This is a genomic window from Spartinivicinus marinus, assembly GCF_026309355.1.
GTDB classification, from domain to species: Bacteria; Pseudomonadota; Gammaproteobacteria; order Pseudomonadales; family Zooshikellaceae; genus Spartinivicinus; species Spartinivicinus marinus.
Genome location: NZ_JAPJZK010000001.1, coordinates 1,466,922 through 1,483,457, shown reverse-complemented (window position 1 = coordinate 1,483,457; position 16,536 = coordinate 1,466,922). Strand labels below are relative to the sequence as shown.

Genomic DNA, 16,536 nt, shown 5'->3' with positions numbered 1-16,536 from the left:
GGAAGTTAACTAATGGAAATTGGTTTAATTGCACTCATTCTAACCATAGTTTTGTTTGCTTTACTGGCAGCTGGGGTATGGGTATCCATTGCTTTGATTTGTGTTGCTTTAACTGCAATGGTGTTGGGCTCTCCTGTTTCACCCGGTGATGTTCTGGTTACAACTATATGGGGAGCAAGTAATTCTTATGAGTTGGCATCATTACCCATGTTCATTTGGATGGGAGAAATTTTATTTCGAAATAAACTCTCAGAAGCAATGTTTGCAGGTTTAGCTCCTTGGCTTGGGAGACTGCCTGGCAGATTGTTGCATGTTAATATTTGGGGATGTGGTATTTTCGCTGCGGTTTCAGGCTCTTCGTCTGCGACTACTGCAACAATAGGTAAAATGACGTTGCCAGAGTTGGCAAAAAGAAACTATGACGAAAAGTTGTCAATTGGTACGTTAGCAGGTTCTGGAACTCTGGGTCTACTTATACCACCTTCAATTATTTTAATTGTTTACGGTGCGGCTACAGACCAATCCATTGCTCGATTATTTATAGCGGGCATAGTGCCAGGATTATTACTATTATTGTTGTTTACAAGCTATGTAATAGTCCAGTCTACAATAAAAAAAACGAAAAGTGGAGGTTTAGTAAACACCAAAATAACAGCTGATGAACAATATACTTTTAAAGAGAAGGTTGCTGCATTAAATAAATTACTGCCTATTGTTTTTCTTATTGGTGGTCTTATTGGCTCAATTTATTTTGGTATTGCATCCCCTACAGAGGCGGCTGCTGTGGGTGTAATATTGTCGCTATTTATTACTAAAATGAAAGGAACCTTATCAACGCAAAGCTTTATTGAATCTATTATGGCGGCTACAAGTACCTCATGTATGATTATCTTTATTTTAGCAAGTGCTGCGTTCTTAACCTCTGCAATGGGCTTTACTGGCATTCCTCGTGAACTAGCGAACTGGATTGGTCAACTACAATTATCTCCAGTTTTGCTGTTAGCAGTGCTTACAGTCTTTTTTGTTATTTTAGGTTGCTTTTTAGATGGTATATCGGTTGTTGTGCTGACAACGTCTATTATTCTTCCTATTGTTGAAAGTGTTGATATTAATCCTATCTGGTTTGGAATCTATTTAGTAGTGGTAGTTGAAATGTCGCAAATCACACCACCTGTTGGTTTTAATTTATTTGTCATTCAGTCGTTGACTGATAAAAACATACTAACTATCGCGGGCTATGCGTTTCCTTTCTTCTTATTAATGTTATTTGCTGTGGTACTTATGTGTATTTTCCCGCAAATTGCTTTATGGTTACCTGAGCAAATGAATAATTACTAATGAGGATAGCTAGAGGTGCCCTAAAGTGTATATTAGAACAATGAGTCAGCAGGACTTTGATGGATTTTGGCCGACTTTTAAGCACATTGTAACTGAGCAAGAAACCTATGCGTTTGAGCCAGCAATATCAAAGCAGCAAGCTTATGAGTTGTGGTGTTTACAGCCTTTAGAAACCCATGTAGCAATAGAAGCTAAGGCGATGGTAGCACTTAATGATTCAGAAAAAGCAGAAACAGTCCTTGGCTCCTACTATTTAAAACCCAATGCTGCTGGCCCAAGTAGTCATATCTGCAATTGTGGTTACATGGTGACACTTCAAGCAAGAGGACAGGGCATAGCTAAACTGTTGTGTATTCACTCCCAGGAGCGAGCACTAGCGCTAGGTTTTAAAGCAATGCAGTTTAATTCGGTAGTTTCGACCAATGAAGTGGCAGTGAAATTATGGCAAATGCTAGGGTTTTCTATAATAGGAACAGTACCTAAAGGTTACCTACATAAAAAGCAGGGGTTTGTAGACACCTATATTATGTATAAATGGTTAACATAAAATTGAACTAATGCCTGAAGAGTTGGCCTAATACTCTTATTTCTTGCCTAGTGGTTATAAAGAGTAGATGATATGAGGTTAGGCACTTTGATAGTTTCTATTATAAGGCTAGTTTTATCCTGTTGTGTAGCCATAATTCCTTTTGCAGTGAATGCAAATGAACTGATATATTGGATTGATGTTCCCAAATCAAAACCAACTGTTGCTACTATTTCAGTGGATACTTCCCAATTAGGCGATTTTATTTTATCCCCTTCTAGAGATATCCCGGCTTCTAATCAAACTGCGTTGGACATAAGCTGTATAACCAGTCAAAAGTCGAGGCTAACCGTTAAATATGATAAGCCAATTCGTTGTGAGTCTATTCAATGGAGTGTACGATTTAAACCTTTAAAAGCTAATGAGTATGATGCTTCGAGCCAGCAAAGTATTTATTCGCCAACAGGTTGGTGGCTGCTTTTCGAGTGGGGAAATTTACCAAGAATTATTGGAAATGAAGCGGCTGCTATTTGTGTAGTTGGTCGTGATGATGTCTGTAAAAAATTACCCGATATTCATTCAGCTCCCTTGTTATTTGCATGGGGCAAGCAAACAGCTACCATTACTACTGATAAGCTGAAGCTAACCCTGTTTGCAGACTCAACTATACTAACACCTGAATTACCTAATATCAGCCGTCAGTTGGAACGGCAATATACCTATTTGAGCCAGGTTTTTTCTCAAAACAGACTATTTGATTGGTCTTTAATTTGGGTTGCAATTGATCAAAAATATAAAAAAGTTGGCGGGGCAGCAGGCACTAATGCCTATATTGCAAATTATTTAGTTGCTGATGATGAGTTAACGGATAAAACCCTGCCTATGTTATTAAGAGTGTCTGCTCACGAAACAGTACATGGTCTATCAAACTACACACTGCCAAGTTGGATAAACGAAAGTTTGGCAGAATACTATGCATTTAAAGCAGTCCAACTTTCTATGGTGAAAACCAGCGCTCCAGTAGATGAATGGGCAAAGAGACGAAATACCTTCCCACACGCTGATGTAGGGTTGTATATAGCGCATAAAAAAGTAACAGAAGATAAGGATATGAGCTATTACCCATTATTTTATCTTAAAGGGTCAGCATTTTGGCAAGAATTGGACTTGGCGCTGCAGGCGTCAGAAAAAAAACTAGACGACTATATCTCGTTGCTATCTTCCCCCAATATTCAGTCGACTGATTTAAATCAGGCATTTATTGATGCTATGATAAAAATTATTGGCTCTAGTCACTGGGCTACAATCAGCAATAAGTATTTATAGTTATAGTAGTGTAAAAATGACGCTAATCCTAACAGGCACATCCCAGGCATTAGGTGATAATACCCAAAGTGCTATAAATAAAGTGCCAATCAGACAACCAGTGTTTTGTAGTGATCAAGGTCTTGAAACAGATGAGCAGTATGAGGAACGGTTTCACGGAGGGCCTGAACGAGCACTGCACTTTTATCCAAGTGAGCATTATGCCTATTGGGAAACCTATTGGCAGGCAATGCAATTAGAGAGTCCTGGTTTCTCATTCAAACCGGGGGTTTTTGGCGAAAATTTGTCTGACAATCAGTTTGATGAAGACAACTGCCATATAGGTGATATTTTTAAGCTAGGTGAAGCTGTAGTGCAAATCAGCCAGCCTCGTTCCCCCTGTTATAAGCTGAATATTCAGTTTAATTATCCACAAATGTCAGTATTAATGCAGGCAAATGGTAAAACCGGGTGGCTATTACGGGTGTTGCAAGAAGGTATGGTAAAACCAGCTGACCAGTTGGAATTACTCGAAACCTCTGATGAGCGTCTATCAGTTAGGAAATGTGCAGATATTTTGTATAACAATGCTTTTAATCAAACTGACCTTGAGCATTTGGCTGCCCATAATGCACTCTCGAAAAACTGGCGGCGGCATGCCAGTCATTGGTTAGAAGACGGTAAGCCAAATGATTGGACTCGCCGCCTGCTAAATAAATAACTTAAAGTTAATTAAAGCTAGCTGAATCTAAGGGTAGTTTAGCCCACTCAAAAGGAATATTATTTTCTTTTGTATAAGTTTCAAAAAGATCTACCGCCTCACGAATACGACTAATATATCTTGCAGCCGACTCCTGATGGAATCCAATAGAAATGTATACATTTTTGTCAGGGTTTTGACGCCATTTATTTACATTGCGTTTTAAAACAGTAAGCATTTCTTTACCAGTAATATAGTCAGCCAATATTCCATTATCAGGTAATTCCCATAAAGGAGTATAACTAGGGCCGATTAAATAAGGTTGAGAAACAGTATTCACATCCCCCCATAATTCTGTCAGCCAATTATATAGTCGATCTGACCATCTTCTTCCTTTTAATAAAATAGTAGCGGCTGCTGAAGAGTCGAATTTGAAGCCTTCTGCAGAAAGTGCGTTGATGACATGCGGGGCAGCCATCCAACCACCAGCGCGAAAACTAACAGGGTAATTAAAACCTGCATCAACCAGTGTTTGGTTACTAAATTGAATTACATTTCTTAATTCATTCTGTGTGTAGGCGCTTATGGGTACATTATGGCCACAATCACCTGTTAGACGACATCTGTTTAAAGTGATAGGGCCAGGGTGTGACCAATTTGGTTCTGTACGAAAGTTGACTCCTGCTGCCTCTATTAAAGAGCGCCAGGCATGAATATGTAAGCCGTGTTCATCATTGGGCCTTAATACTGAACGGATAGCTTGAGTAACGGTATGATGATTAGTGTCTGGTTTAGTGTAGTAAGCTGCATTTAAAAACTGAAGTAAACCTACTTGTGGGTAGTCTGCACGAAAATCGTTCATTGCTTGTAGGTTTTGATCCTCTAAGGTTCTACCTTCCCAATCTACACTGACAATGGCAATCACTTTACCTTGTGCATTTGCAGTATTCCAAAGGGTAAAGAATAAGAGGAGAAAAAAAATGATTATTTGAATAGATGTATGATAGTATTTACTCGCTTTCATTTAAATCCCTTTTATACCCTTCGCGAATGATTTTTAGGATTTGTTGTCATCGCCTCTTGCCAGAATGCCCTATTATTTAATAGGTTCATGGAGCTTTGTTAACCGACAACAGCCCTAAAAATCCATTAGCATGGGTATATTATTGTTGATAAGAGTTAAGCGCTATACTGCTAATATTGGTACAGCTTCTGCAGATCATACTTAAAAGTATCGTTTTATGGTAGAAATTAATGAAGTATATTTTTTAGAAAATGATTAAATATATTTTATTAGTTCAATAATACTAACCTATGATATGTCCAAGTCATGGAAACTCATAAAAACCACTTTTAGGCACAATAAGGCGAAGTTATGAATCGGATTGAAGAGATTATTTCGTTGTTAGGTTTGGAACCACACCCTTTTGAATCTGGGTATTATAGACGAACCTATGAATCAGCACATTATGTTGAAGGGATGGGAGAGGGTAATAGTAATAGAAGTCTATGCACATCAATTTTTTATTTACTCACTAAAGACCGTCCAATTAATGTGCTGCATCGTAACAAGTCAGATATTATTCACTTCTTTCACTTGGGAGGCGCAATTCAGTATACAACTGTTACTGATGAAGGAGAGATAGTTCATCAGGTACTAGGCTCTAAGCTCAACCAAGGTCAGCACTTACAACTACTAGTATCGGGTGGTGTTTGGAAAGCAGCTGAATTGCTTGAAGGAGAATATGGGCTAATCAGTGAAGTGGTAATTCCTGGCTTTGAGTATGCTGATAATGAAATCGCCACCATCGATCACCTGCAAGGCTTTACAGGAGCTATTCGGGAAAAGCTTCGACTGCTGATCAAATAATGTACTCTTAGAGGAAGGTTTATATAAATGCATGGTGGTATGGATACCACTCATTAGGGTAATGCAGGAGTAATACACTGGTTTCACCCTAGTTATTTGGTTTATCTAGACCCTTGCAAGGTTGCTTAGGGGCTAGTAGTGATGCATCCGATTGCCCTAAAAACTATATCTACTATACCTGGTTAGATTGCGTATAATAAGGGCACCTCTACTTAGGTTTATAGTCAGTTAACAAGGGGTTGGGGTAGCAAAGAAAACCAGCCCTTAATCATTATCAAGGTTACAATATGAGCAAGTCATTACAAGAGCAGTTATTAAAAGCGGGGTTGGTTGATAAGAAAAAGGCAAACCAAATAAAGAAAGATCAGCATAAGAAGAAGAAAACCAAGCAAAAGAGTAAAGAAGCAGCTGTTGATGAAACTAAGCTGAGTGCTCAACAGGCTATCCAAGAAAAAGCTGAGCGAGACAGACTGCTAAATTTAGAACTAAAAGCTGAAGCTGAAAAAAAAGCTATTGCTGCACAAATAAAACAGTTAATTGAGCTGAATAAAATTAATAAAGGTGAGGGAGAGGTAGGTTATAACTTTACTGATGATAAGAAGGTTAAAAAAATTTATGTAACCGAAAACCTTCAAATTGATCTTAGTAAAGGCCGATTGGCAATTGTAAGACTTAATGAAGGCTATGAGTTAGTGCCAAAAGTAATAGCAGAAAAAATTAAATTAAGGGATGAATCGTGCATAGCATTTCTGGCCGAAAATACACAACAAGATATTGATGAAGATGATCCTTATGCAGATTATCAGATCCCTGATGATTTAATGTGGTAATGTTTTATTTTGCCTATGGTTCTAATATGTCCGTGCCACGCTTGCAGCAGCGTATTGGCGAGGCCAACCTGGTTGATATCGTCAAGTTGACAAGTTATCAGCTACGCTTTCATAAGCGTGGTATGGATGGATCAGGTAAATGTGATGCTTACTATACCGGGAATAGTACGGATTTTGTTTGGGGTACCATTTATCAGTTGGGGGCAAGTCATAAACATCAGCTTGATAAAATAGAAGGCCTTGGTAAAGGATATTTAGATAAAATAGTTCGTGTAATCAGCCCGCAAGGAAAGAAATATGATGCTGTTATGTATTATGCTATCTGTATAGATGGTAGTTTGATCCCTTTTGATTGGTATAAAATGCATGTGGTCTATGGTGCGAGATCTGCTGGTTTGCCTTCTGATTATCTTCAAATGATTGAGTCTGTAAGAACTATAAAAGATGCTAATATTTACCGGACACATCAGGAACTGTTGATTTATAATTAGAGTTTAAGAAGTAAAAATTAGTTATTTAAAACGGGGCGGTATTGAGCTTCAATATCTCACAAGTTACTGTTGAATATAAAGAACTGATTAGCTATCCACAACGAGATTGGCATTGTAATGAATGATAACATGGTTTGGGCAGTAATAATTGATGCCATAGACTGATGATCTCCTCCTAACTGCCTTGACAAAATATAAGATGAAGGTGCTGTAGGTACGCTAAAAAAGATTATAATTACAGTAGCTGTAATAGGGGTTAATGAAAAATAACTGATAATAAATAGGGCTACCATAGGTTTAAAGGCAAACTGAACAATAGAAGCTAATAATGATGGCTTCCAATCACTGAATAACCTTCTTAGCTCTAATCCTGCTCCTACTGCCATTAGGCCAATAGGAAAGGCGGCACGACCTAATAATGAAATAGAATCGGCTATGGCTTTGGGTGGCTGAATATTCAGAATATTAATCAATAAACCTATCAAACATGCAATAATTAAAGGGTTTTTGGTAAGTTGAGATGTAAGTGAAGGTGAGGCACTATTATCAGATTTAATTAATAAACAAAAAGTAGTTACACATAAAATATTGATTAATACAATCATGGTGACAGCGACGAGCGCGCCAATCACTAAACCTTCATCGCCAAATAATGCATTGGTAATAGCAAGGGCTATAAATGTGTTAAAACGAATACCACCTTGAAAGACAGAGGTAAATGTTGGTTTAGACAGGGACTTGTCAAACAATAACCAAGCTGCAAGCAATAAACAGCAAGCGAAAATTGTGGTATTGGTTACCATTATAATGCTTGTCCAAGGTAGCTCAGCCAGAGAATGACGCGTAATGGTGTCAATGAGAATGGCAGGTGCTAAAACATAATAAGTAATTTTTTCGATGCCAGACCACACGTTGGTTTGAACATTAGCGAGGTGCTTAATGACATAGCCACTGGCAATGGCAAAACAGATAGGAACAAGTGCTTCAATTATAGTGATCATAACCAGGCTTTTAAGCTAGCGTATTTTTGGTTTAACGCAGTGATGTTGACTGCTTAGGCATAGACAGGTGGTATTATAATGCTTAACTAGTCTTAAAAAAATTTTAATTTTCTTGATAAACAGTTAAAAAAAACTCAACTAATAACATGCTTCACCATCAGCTCATACACAAGCTTGGTGACGGGAGCACGACTATTGTTGAGTTTTTGGTAAACGCCAATAGAACGCTTTAGAGGCGGAGTACCAAATAGGATTAGCTGAAAGGATTTAGCCAGTTGTTGTGATCGTTGCCTGCTTAATGGCATGATGGTAATGCCTAAGCCATACTCTACCATTCTTAAGGCGGCCTCCATTGAATCAAGTTCCATCCATTCGTTAACCTGAATTCCACGCTGCATTAGCTCTTCATCAATAATGGCACCCGCCCAGGCCTTTTTATCAAAGCGAATAAAGGGAACTTGATGCAATAGCTTGGTTTCATCGGCTATGGTTGCACCCTGATTCGCAACAATATAGAAGGGTTCTTCAGTATAGGGTGTAAAAGAGCAGTTAGAAGCATAATGAGTAATAGGTTCGGTGATTAGGGCTGCATCAAGCTGGTTTTTTTCAATCCCTTTCGCCAGCTCGGCTGACTGGCCTCTTCTTACTTTAATTTGCAGGTTAGGGTGGTCTTTATGCAGGCTAGCCAAAATAGGAGCTAGAGGACCAATTTGTACACTGTGAATTGCACCAAGAGAATATTGCCCAGAAAAATGCTCACTATCGTCTAAGTCGTAACCTAACTGATTATATAGGTTAAGTATCTGTTCAGCTCTAGCTAACACCTGTTGTCCATTGTGATTGAGCTTCGCGTTGCGACCAGATCGATCAAATAAAGAAGTATTGAGTTGTTGCTCAAGCGTTTTAATTTGCAAGCTTACAGCAGACAGCGTTAACCCTAACTGATCGGCTGCAGCAGCAAAGCTGCCAGTTTCTGTAATGGCTTTTAAGGCACGTAGCGCTTTGATGGACATGGTAGCAGGAGAGGTTCTCCATTATTGTTTGTTGAAGGATTATTAATCTATTTAGTTTCCTATTATATAGCTTTTTCAGCTGAGCTGTTGTTATTTCATATAGTCAATATTGGTTATCAAATACTCTAACCTGAATATTTCACCAAACCACAGGGTGTTATGGTACTTTTCTATAAAGTTATGCTTGCTAACGTGTTTTAATTTCTCAATAGCGCTTGCTTAAGTTCTCTTAGCAAATTATTGAGGATACGACTGATAATCTATGAATAAATAATAAAGATGTGAATTACTTGTGTTTAATGTATAAATGATTGTGTTTGATATATAGTTGAAGGTCCATTCATCCCATATTTATGAGATAAATAGCTGGCTTTGGCCATAAATAATTTACATTGGTTTTATGAGGAATAACTAAAAATTAAAATAAAAATAAAGGGATGCTTAGTTTATTATGCTTTAGTGTAATAGTTACTATTTTGCAACGAGATATCTGATTAATCTTCACGTCTATATACCCTTCTTGAAACAGTTGTAGGGATATTTCGCCTTATTTTTAGCACTGTGCCAGATCAAGATTAACAGGACTCACCGCAATGATAGTGAAGCCACTTTCCCCTTATTCTATACGATTAACGTTGTCTACTTTATGTTTGGCTGTTGCAGGTGCCACTCATGGAGCTTCTGTTAAGCATGAAGTAAGTCAAAATAATAAACCTGCTGATAATAATGCAAAGATGGCAGAAATTGTTGGAGGAAAGGAGTCGAACTTTGCAGAGCGGAAGTTTATGGCTTGGCTTGATGAGTGTGGTGGCAGCATCTTGAATAATGAGTGGATTTTAACTGCTGCTCATTGTAAAGGTGTAAAGCGAGCAACAGTTGGGCGTTTTGATCGTACCAATAACCGTGAAGGCGAAGTGATTTCTATTGAGCGCTTTATACCTCATCCAAAGTATAAGCGTGGTTCGTCAGATAATGATATTGCATTGGCTAAACTGAGTCGCCCAATTAAAGCCAATATAGCCAAAATAAGAATAGCTGACATTAATATTCATCATTCTGCTGCTCAACCGGGTGCGATGATGACTGTTGCGGGTTGGGGAGAAACCCGGCAAAAAAATATTGCAGCCACTTTAGGTCTACCTAGAAAACTACGTGAAGTAGACGTACCTATTGTAGAGCAACAGGAATGCCAGCGAGCTTACTATGGTTTAACTGATAATATGGTGTGTGCTGGCTATAAAAAAGGCGGCAAAGATTCTTGTCAGGGCGATAGTGGTGGCCCTTTATTTGTTAAGTGGTATAACGAGTTATATCAAGTAGGCATTGTTAGTTTTGGTCAAGGTTGTGCCAAACCAGGTTATCCAGGTGTGTATACCAAAGTAGCTAACTACACAGATTGGATTAAAAAATATGTGGATGTAGACTCCAATCCTAAGCCAAACCCAGGGCCTGGTCAGCCAGATCCAAATGATCCGAATGGGCCAGGTTGGCCTGACCAGCCTGGTCCTGGGAAACCAGATCCTACTGATCCGGACGGTCCAAATAAACCTGGCCCAAGTGATCCCAATGGACCTGGTTGGCCAGACCCCGATAATCCAGATCCTAATGGTCCTGGTAAACCTAACCCTAAACCAGACCCTGATCAGCCAAACCAAACCTGTAGTAAACCTGACTTAATAAAGGGTAATTTACTTGAGCAGCCAGACTTTAACCAGTTGACAAAGTGGCGTGCATACTACACTAAAGCAGTAAAATTAAAACAAATAACAATGAAAAAAGACTGTGGTAATGATTACCAAGTCGATGTGAGTGGCCGTGGCAGTTATTATGATGGTGTCATTCAGAAAATTAAAACCCCATTGAAAAAAGCCACAACTTACCAGTTCAGTGCCAAGATGCAATTAGCAAAAGGACAGGTCAAAGACTTTGGGTTTGCGGCTTTAGCTTTGAAAAGCGAAATAGGAGTTTACTACTATCAATATATTGGCATTGACCAAATTACCGATCAGGAAAAAACACTAAAAGGTGAATTTCAGTTAAATTCGGTAGGTGGAGAAGTAAAAGCAGCACACTTATTATTATTTGGTCCAAAGGGAAAAAAGAACCTGATAATTGATGAGGTAAAAATTGCTGAAAAAAATCGTAACCAGCCAGATCCAGATGTAGTACTTAAGCATGACTTTGAAACCAATATCCAAGGTTGGCAGGCAGCTTGGAAAATGGGTGAGCTAAGTCAAAGTGCTGATCGGGCGAAAGATGGCCAATTCAGCTTGCATATTGGTGAGCGTAATCATTGGTATGCGGGTGGGGTTTTAGCAATTACCGATAAAATAACTGCAAACCAAGGTTATACCTTAAGTTTATCTGCAAGTCTTGGTAAGTCTGTTAAAACACCGCAAACGTTAGATATACGCATATTTTATGTGGATGATAAAGGGTATCACTGGAAGTCAGTTAATACGAGTAAAATCCCTGTAGGAGAGAGCTGGTATGATATTGCTTCAGATTTTGCGATTAACCCTACAGGCCAACTGAAAAAAGCAGAGCTTTATATATTTGGTCCTGAGCCAAAAGCAGACTTATTTGTTGATGCAATAAAGCTTATCAAAACAAGTAATGTACCAAAGCCAGATCCGAAGCCAGATCCAAAACCAGATCCAAAACCAGATCCAAAACCAGATCCAAAACCAGATCCAAAACCAGATCCAAAACCGGATCCAAATGGACCAGGTTGGCCTGATAAGCCAAACCCCAAACCCAATCCAGACCCAGGTGATAATGATAAACCGGGTGATGACACTAATGGCTCAGGGTTATTTGAAAAAATGACTGCAGCAAACTGCGTAGATGGTCAGTATAAAGAGCAGGGGATGGGTAATCCTACAACCAATATTGATCATATTATGAAAAACCATAAAACTAATGCGCCTCTTGCCGATGTCTCTAAAACCATTTTTGCTGCACTGGATGCCCGTTATCCATTTGGTGCAGAAATACTGCGTAAGGCGCCTAAACAAGGTGGGCAAACATGCTCGGACTACTGGATTAAGCGAGCTAAAAGTATATGGAAAGGTTTGCCTGCAAAAGAGCTATTTCATGCAGCAGACTTGGCTGTTCATGAATGTGGTCATGGTTTAGCGCATAAATTATCCAGTTGGTCTGAGCAAGCTCATCCTATCGCTAAAGATGTCACTTTTACCTGTCCGTTGAGAAAGTCACGAAAATATCCAGCGTTATATAATATTCAACATGATAAATTCACTGCTGATGTACCTAAAAATCACTATGATGACACCTATATCAATAAAAATAGCCCAGTAGGAAAACAAGGTTGGGAGTCTGTAATGGATGAGGCAGTACAATACAGTCATTCACTCTCAATTGGCTATGCATTTTATGATTATACCACCTATGGTAGTGAAGCTGATGCGGGCTTGAGCTTTGTCTGGTATATCCAGCGTTACTTGTATTTCTTACGTAATAATCATAAGGAAATTTATAATGAAATTCTTAATAATAATTGTTGGAGAAATGCTATCCTGACATTGTGGGGGAAAGTCTGGCGGTATGAAGATAAAGCACTATCCGTTAAGGAAAACCCCAGAGAAGATAATCTCACTTCTGAAAAAACCAAGCTATTTTTAAAAGCTGTTCAACGGCCAGAATTAATGGCAGAAATCCAGGCTATTCGCGACGCCCATCAGTGTAAATAAAAAAATCCCCCTTTCTATTGTAAATGTGGCAACAGCTAAAATATATGCCTCATCTGAAAGGGGGTTGTGAGTTAAAGCACTATTTAAGGCCTGTTAACGCTTTTTCTGCATCTATAGACATAGCTTTAAAGTCACCATTTCGTAGTTCAGTAACAGCATAGAGGAAGCGTCCTAATCGGCCATTTCCATCAATAAATGCATGATAGCCAACTACTCCTGCAAAGAGCTGCTTACCTAATGTACTGCTAGGTACAGAGTTACTCTTAAGCCCTTCAAGATGCCGTTTAAACATAACTTCACCGCCAATACTGGATGGCAATGGGCTTTCTGGTACTGGACCACGAAAGTCTTTATTGATATTGGGTACTAGTTTTTGGTGCAGCTCTTTAATGACAGAAAAGTCAGTTAAATCCTTGCCATTATTTACATATTCTTGCAACAAGACAGAGAATTCATTTCCATCATTGCCTCTCGAATTTGATGCATCGAGAATCCAATTTACGGCACCATCTGCATTGTTGCTGTAGGTCGTTGGTTTTCCATCCTTAATTAGAGGCTGATCAAATACTCCTCCAGTTAAACTTTTTTCCCTTAGCCCTGCAATATGTTTATGTGATTTATTTAAGTTGGCTACTTCTATACTCAGATAAATGTCTATTTGCTCGGGACTGATTTTTGGATGAGACGCTTTCAATTTATTAACTATTTCTCGTGAGGCGCTATTTCCTATTAGTTTAACCAACTCCGCTCCATTTCCCTCTGATAGTACTTTAATTACAGCAGAGTCAATCTTTTTAAAGTTTTTGTTTGGAATATATTTACCTATTTTGGGATTATGTCTAGTACCTATGACTTCATAGGCACCTTTAATATCTTCTCCGGGTATAGAGTCTTGGATGGCGACTTCTTGGTTTCTTTGTGCTGCAGGGTCTTTTTTGTATAAACTGGCTACATCTATTCCTTGAGGGCTATTGCCTATCTTATATAAGTAACCAATAGTATTACCCTCAGATGAACGACCAAACGCATAAGTAGCTGCCTGATTTTTACTTGAAGTTGTTGCAACATAAGCACTATTGCCAGCAAAATTTAAGTGATTACGCAAATCTGTATTTGTACCTTGGGGGGTAAAGCCTTCACCGAATACTTCCCGCGGTGCTCGGCTATCTCCTCTATAGACTTTTTCATATTGAGTAGTAGGATAGTTGGCCGCTGGCTTTTTAGGTCGGCTACTTGTATCAGCTTGAGTTGTCTTTGAACTTTGTCCTGCTTTTTCTGAAGATGCCGCTTGAGAAGACTCTGCTGTATCGTTTGACCTGCCACCATTATCTTTTGGAAGTGGTGATAACCCGCCAGCATTTTGTAGGCTATAGGCAGTTCTTTCGAGGCGTGACATAGGCCGCCATTTTGCATTGGAGTCATTAGTTTTACGAGTCCAGCGTAAACCATCTACATTTGTAAATCCTACGTAATTAGCTTTTTTTCCATTAAGACTAAACTGACGTAAATAAATAGGTGATGAGTCAGTGTTTTCTGTTTTCAACCAGCGCTGGCCACCTAGTTGTATTAAATGGTAGGTATTATCACCGGCTGTTTCTGTGGAAGCTTTTGTCCATGTTGAACTGTTGTTTTCTACCCCAGACTGTCGATACCAGAGACTATTGTCTTGATCTCGCTTAAAAAATTCAACCTCTTTATATGAGCCTATCAATGAAGTTTTCTGAACATTTTCTGGTGTTTTGACAAATGCATCATCTGGTAGACGAGATGGTGATAACGACACATCAACAGAAGTCTGGCCATTTTTTTCTACTTTAAAGTTGCCTTTTGCAAGGTTTAAGCTATCTAAGTTTGTTTGATTTAATGCATTAGATTTAAATCCACGAGCTGAATGGGTTCCACCAATTAAGGTGCCGAGTAATTGCTGGTAATTACCGGTTTTAATAGATGCTTTTAAGTCTCGGGCAGTGGTCACTATATCAAGCGTGGTCTCAGTAGCAACAATCCCCCCTTTAACTAATTTACCGCCCGTTTTACTGGCTTTTGATATAGCTGCACCCAGTTTTCCGCCGGGTAAAAAACTAAGAGTCAGAGTAACGACATCTAATGGGTCGATTTTATGGCCATTAACGGCAGCATCAATCATTCCGGCGACAGCCTGAGTAGCTGTAAGCACCGCCCCTGCACCGGTAAATGAAATAACGCCGCTTACTACAACATCAACCCAGCTACCTACCTTTGCAGCTTGCTCTTGACGGTGTTGAACCTGCTGTAGATCATCGCCATTAATTGCACTGACAATTAGTGATACATCTTTTGCTAAATTGGTAAAAGGCTGGGTAAATGACTGTAAACTAACATTTTTTCCAAACTCAACACGGAGTTGATAAGGAATGCCAACCGCAGTGGGTAAATCCAATGTACTACCGTTTTGCATAAAGTCTACGGCACGAGGTATAAGGTTGATAAAATTTTTGCTTAGGCTTTCACTCGGGTTGCCAACAATAGCGGACTCCTTTTCTTGAACTAACTGCTCTGCTATTTCATTAATATTGGCAAGAGGGGCTTTATAGTAGCGAAAATGTGTTTCAGGGTTCCATTCAGAATTTGGTTTGCCAAATCCATCCAGAGCTGTGTTGACACCAAAATAGGTTTTTCCATCTGATTTATTGTAGTTAGAAAAGTCTGCTTTTAATGCTTCTCTTATCTCTGGGTTTCGTAAATCCTGATTATTATTGATAACAATGTAAGGTGGTTTATTAGAACTATTTAGTTGAATAAGTAAACCCGGCTGACTATTTTTATGTTTGCTAAGAAATAAAGTGTTTAAAGAATTATAACCATACACATCAACTTGTTGTAAGCGGTCAATGCCAGTCAGGGCTTCATGAGCAGCTCCTCTAATATTGTCATTTAAGCTGTTATCTTTAACTACCTGCTCAAGTACACTTCTAATCGCTGCGCTATGGATTGCAATTTTTTCCTCTTTATTAAGTTGCTGATACATGGCTCTGGTTTTATTCTCATCCAGATTGCTTTGGCTGTAGGCTGGTTGTACAGTTTGAGTTGGCCTTCCCTCAAGGTTTTGAGTACTTTCTGCAACACTTGTTGCAATTTTATTAATTAATCTTGCTATAGGTTGTTTAGGTTGCTTAATTTGTCTTGATCGGTGTGAACCAGTTACTTCGTCTGAGAATTCACGACTCCCTTGTGTAGGTAAAGGAGTGGCTATCGTTGGTATAGACATCACATATTCTTCCTAATAATCAATTGAATAAAATAAATGAATAAGTTTGGCTAGTTAGGATACAGTAATGAAAAGGTTTAGAAGAAAAAGTTGTGCGATTTTGATCAATTTGCTAATTAAGGATTTATTCAATTAAGTGGGTTGTTTGTGTGACTTCAATATTCAATTATGATGTTCAGCAAAATACCTTGTCGGTCTATATTGGGTGTTTTGAGTTTTGTTTTTTTTCTGTGCATCAATTTTCTATTTGTTCTTCTTATTAATATATAACCAACGGGACTCTATATTAATAAATTAGCTGGCTTAGAATATTTTGTCTGGTTATTATGGGTGAATGTCCACTTGCTATAGGAGCTAATAATAAGTTGGGTTTGTTTTTTATCTTGATCGAATAGATAAAATATTATTTTAATTGTCATTTTGTTTTACATTTAGCTGCAATATTAAAGAATTCTAATTATCTAAAATAAATAAAAGCTATTGAAATATAAAGGAAAAAAGT

12 protein-coding genes are annotated in these 16,536 nt (G+C 38.5%); 8 read left to right on the top strand and 4 right to left on the bottom strand.

The features are described 5' to 3' along the window. Window positions 1–12 precede the first annotated feature (12 nt). The 4 genes from OQE68_RS06860 (at window position 13) to OQE68_RS06845 (ending at window position 3,890) form a co-directional block, all read left to right on the top strand. Window positions 13–1,338, top strand: coding sequence for a TRAP transporter large permease (locus OQE68_RS06860; RefSeq protein WP_180570140.1), 1,326 nt, complete (start codon window positions 13–15; stop codon window positions 1,336–1,338). 40 nt (window positions 1,339–1,378) lie between these two features. Continuing rightward, window positions 1,379–1,885, top strand: a complete 507-nt coding sequence (locus tag OQE68_RS06855; RefSeq protein WP_180570159.1) for a GNAT family N-acetyltransferase — start codon at window positions 1,379–1,381, stop codon at window positions 1,883–1,885. A 72-nt stretch (window positions 1,886–1,957) separates the two neighbouring features. After that, entirely contained in the window at window positions 1,958–3,190 is a 1,233-nt protein-coding gene (locus tag OQE68_RS06850; protein ID WP_180570139.1) for a hypothetical protein, read from the top strand. A gap of 16 nt (window positions 3,191–3,206) precedes the next feature. Then, window positions 3,207–3,890: an MOSC domain-containing protein gene (locus tag OQE68_RS06845; protein ID WP_180570138.1), complete on the top strand. Its 684-nt coding sequence runs from the start codon at window positions 3,207–3,209 to the stop codon at window positions 3,888–3,890. A 7-nt stretch (window positions 3,891–3,897) separates the two neighbouring features. Here the strand turns inward: OQE68_RS06845 and OQE68_RS06840 are convergent, their stop codons facing one another. Beyond that, window positions 3,898–4,893: a polysaccharide deacetylase family protein gene (locus OQE68_RS06840; RefSeq protein WP_180570137.1), complete on the bottom strand. Its 996-nt coding sequence runs from the start codon at window positions 4,891–4,893 to the stop codon at window positions 3,898–3,900. A gap of 351 nt (window positions 4,894–5,244) precedes the next feature. Between OQE68_RS06840 and OQE68_RS06835 the strand changes: the two genes are divergently transcribed. The 3 genes from OQE68_RS06835 to OQE68_RS06825 all read left to right on the top strand — a co-directional run bounded on the left by OQE68_RS06835 (window position 5,245) and on the right by OQE68_RS06825 (window position 7,060). Then, window positions 5,245–5,739, top strand: a complete 495-nt coding sequence (locus tag OQE68_RS06835) for a cupin domain-containing protein (RefSeq protein ID WP_180570136.1) — start codon at window positions 5,245–5,247, stop codon at window positions 5,737–5,739. Between the two features lie 287 nt (window positions 5,740–6,026). Then, window positions 6,027–6,569 (top strand): DUF2058 domain-containing protein, encoded by a 543-nt coding sequence (locus OQE68_RS06830; protein WP_180570135.1) that lies wholly within the window; start codon window positions 6,027–6,029, stop codon window positions 6,567–6,569. After that, a complete protein-coding gene (locus tag OQE68_RS06825) occupies window positions 6,569–7,060 on the top strand; it encodes a gamma-glutamylcyclotransferase family protein (RefSeq protein ID WP_255490982.1) in 492 nt (163 codons plus the stop codon). Before OQE68_RS06830 ends, OQE68_RS06825 begins: the two co-directional genes overlap by 1 nt. A gap of 56 nt (window positions 7,061–7,116) precedes the next feature. Here the strand turns inward: OQE68_RS06825 and OQE68_RS06820 are convergent, their stop codons facing one another. Then, window positions 7,117–8,061 carry an AEC family transporter gene (locus tag OQE68_RS06820; protein WP_180570133.1) on the bottom strand — a complete coding sequence of 315 codons (945 nt, stop codon included), beginning with the start codon at window positions 8,059–8,061 and terminating at the stop codon, window positions 7,117–7,119. Window positions 8,062–8,195: 134 nt separating this feature from the next. Next, on the bottom strand, window positions 8,196–9,074 hold the full coding sequence (locus OQE68_RS06815) for a LysR family transcriptional regulator (RefSeq protein ID WP_180570132.1): 879 nt from the start codon (window positions 9,072–9,074) through the stop codon (window positions 8,196–8,198). 593 nt (window positions 9,075–9,667) lie between these two features. Here OQE68_RS06815 and OQE68_RS06810 point away from each other — a divergent pair. After that, window positions 9,668–12,787 (top strand): trypsin-like serine protease, encoded by a 3,120-nt coding sequence (locus OQE68_RS06810; RefSeq protein WP_180570131.1) that lies wholly within the window; start codon window positions 9,668–9,670, stop codon window positions 12,785–12,787. Window positions 12,788–12,866: 79 nt separating this feature from the next. Here OQE68_RS06810 and OQE68_RS06805 read toward each other — a convergent pair whose 3' ends face one another. Continuing rightward, on the bottom strand, window positions 12,867–16,034 hold the full coding sequence (locus tag OQE68_RS06805) for a scabin-related ADP-ribosyltransferase (protein WP_180570130.1): 3,168 nt from the start codon (window positions 16,032–16,034) through the stop codon (window positions 12,867–12,869). Between the last annotated feature and the right edge of the window lie 502 nt (window positions 16,035–16,536).

What these genes read in the sequence shown, in the direction of transcription:
- OQE68_RS06840 (WP_180570137.1), bottom strand. Translation starts at nt 4,893, where the DNA reads ATGAAAGCGAGTAAATACTATCATACATCTATTCAAATAATCATTTTT.
- OQE68_RS06825 (WP_255490982.1), top strand. Translation starts at nt 6,569, where the DNA reads ATGTTTTATTTTGCCTATGGTTCTAATATGTCCGTGCCACGCTTGCAG.
- OQE68_RS06820 (WP_180570133.1), bottom strand. Translation starts at nt 8,061, where the DNA reads ATGATCACTATAATTGAAGCACTTGTTCCTATCTGTTTTGCCATTGCC.
- OQE68_RS06815 (WP_180570132.1), bottom strand. Translation starts at nt 9,074, where the DNA reads ATGTCCATCAAAGCGCTACGTGCCTTAAAAGCCATTACAGAAACTGGC.
- OQE68_RS06830 (WP_180570135.1), top strand. Translation starts at nt 6,027, where the DNA reads ATGAGCAAGTCATTACAAGAGCAGTTATTAAAAGCGGGGTTGGTTGAT.
- OQE68_RS06855 (WP_180570159.1), top strand. Translation starts at nt 1,379, where the DNA reads ATGAGTCAGCAGGACTTTGATGGATTTTGGCCGACTTTTAAGCACATT.
- OQE68_RS06860 (WP_180570140.1), top strand. Translation starts at nt 13, where the DNA reads ATGGAAATTGGTTTAATTGCACTCATTCTAACCATAGTTTTGTTTGCT.
- OQE68_RS06810 (WP_180570131.1), top strand. Translation starts at nt 9,668, where the DNA reads ATGATAGTGAAGCCACTTTCCCCTTATTCTATACGATTAACGTTGTCT.
- OQE68_RS06805 (WP_180570130.1), bottom strand. Translation starts at nt 16,034, where the DNA reads ATGTCTATACCAACGATAGCCACTCCTTTACCTACACAAGGGAGTCGT.
- OQE68_RS06835 (WP_180570136.1), top strand. Translation starts at nt 5,245, where the DNA reads ATGAATCGGATTGAAGAGATTATTTCGTTGTTAGGTTTGGAACCACAC.
- OQE68_RS06845 (WP_180570138.1), top strand. Translation starts at nt 3,207, where the DNA reads ATGACGCTAATCCTAACAGGCACATCCCAGGCATTAGGTGATAATACC.
- OQE68_RS06850 (WP_180570139.1), top strand. Translation starts at nt 1,958, where the DNA reads ATGAGGTTAGGCACTTTGATAGTTTCTATTATAAGGCTAGTTTTATCC.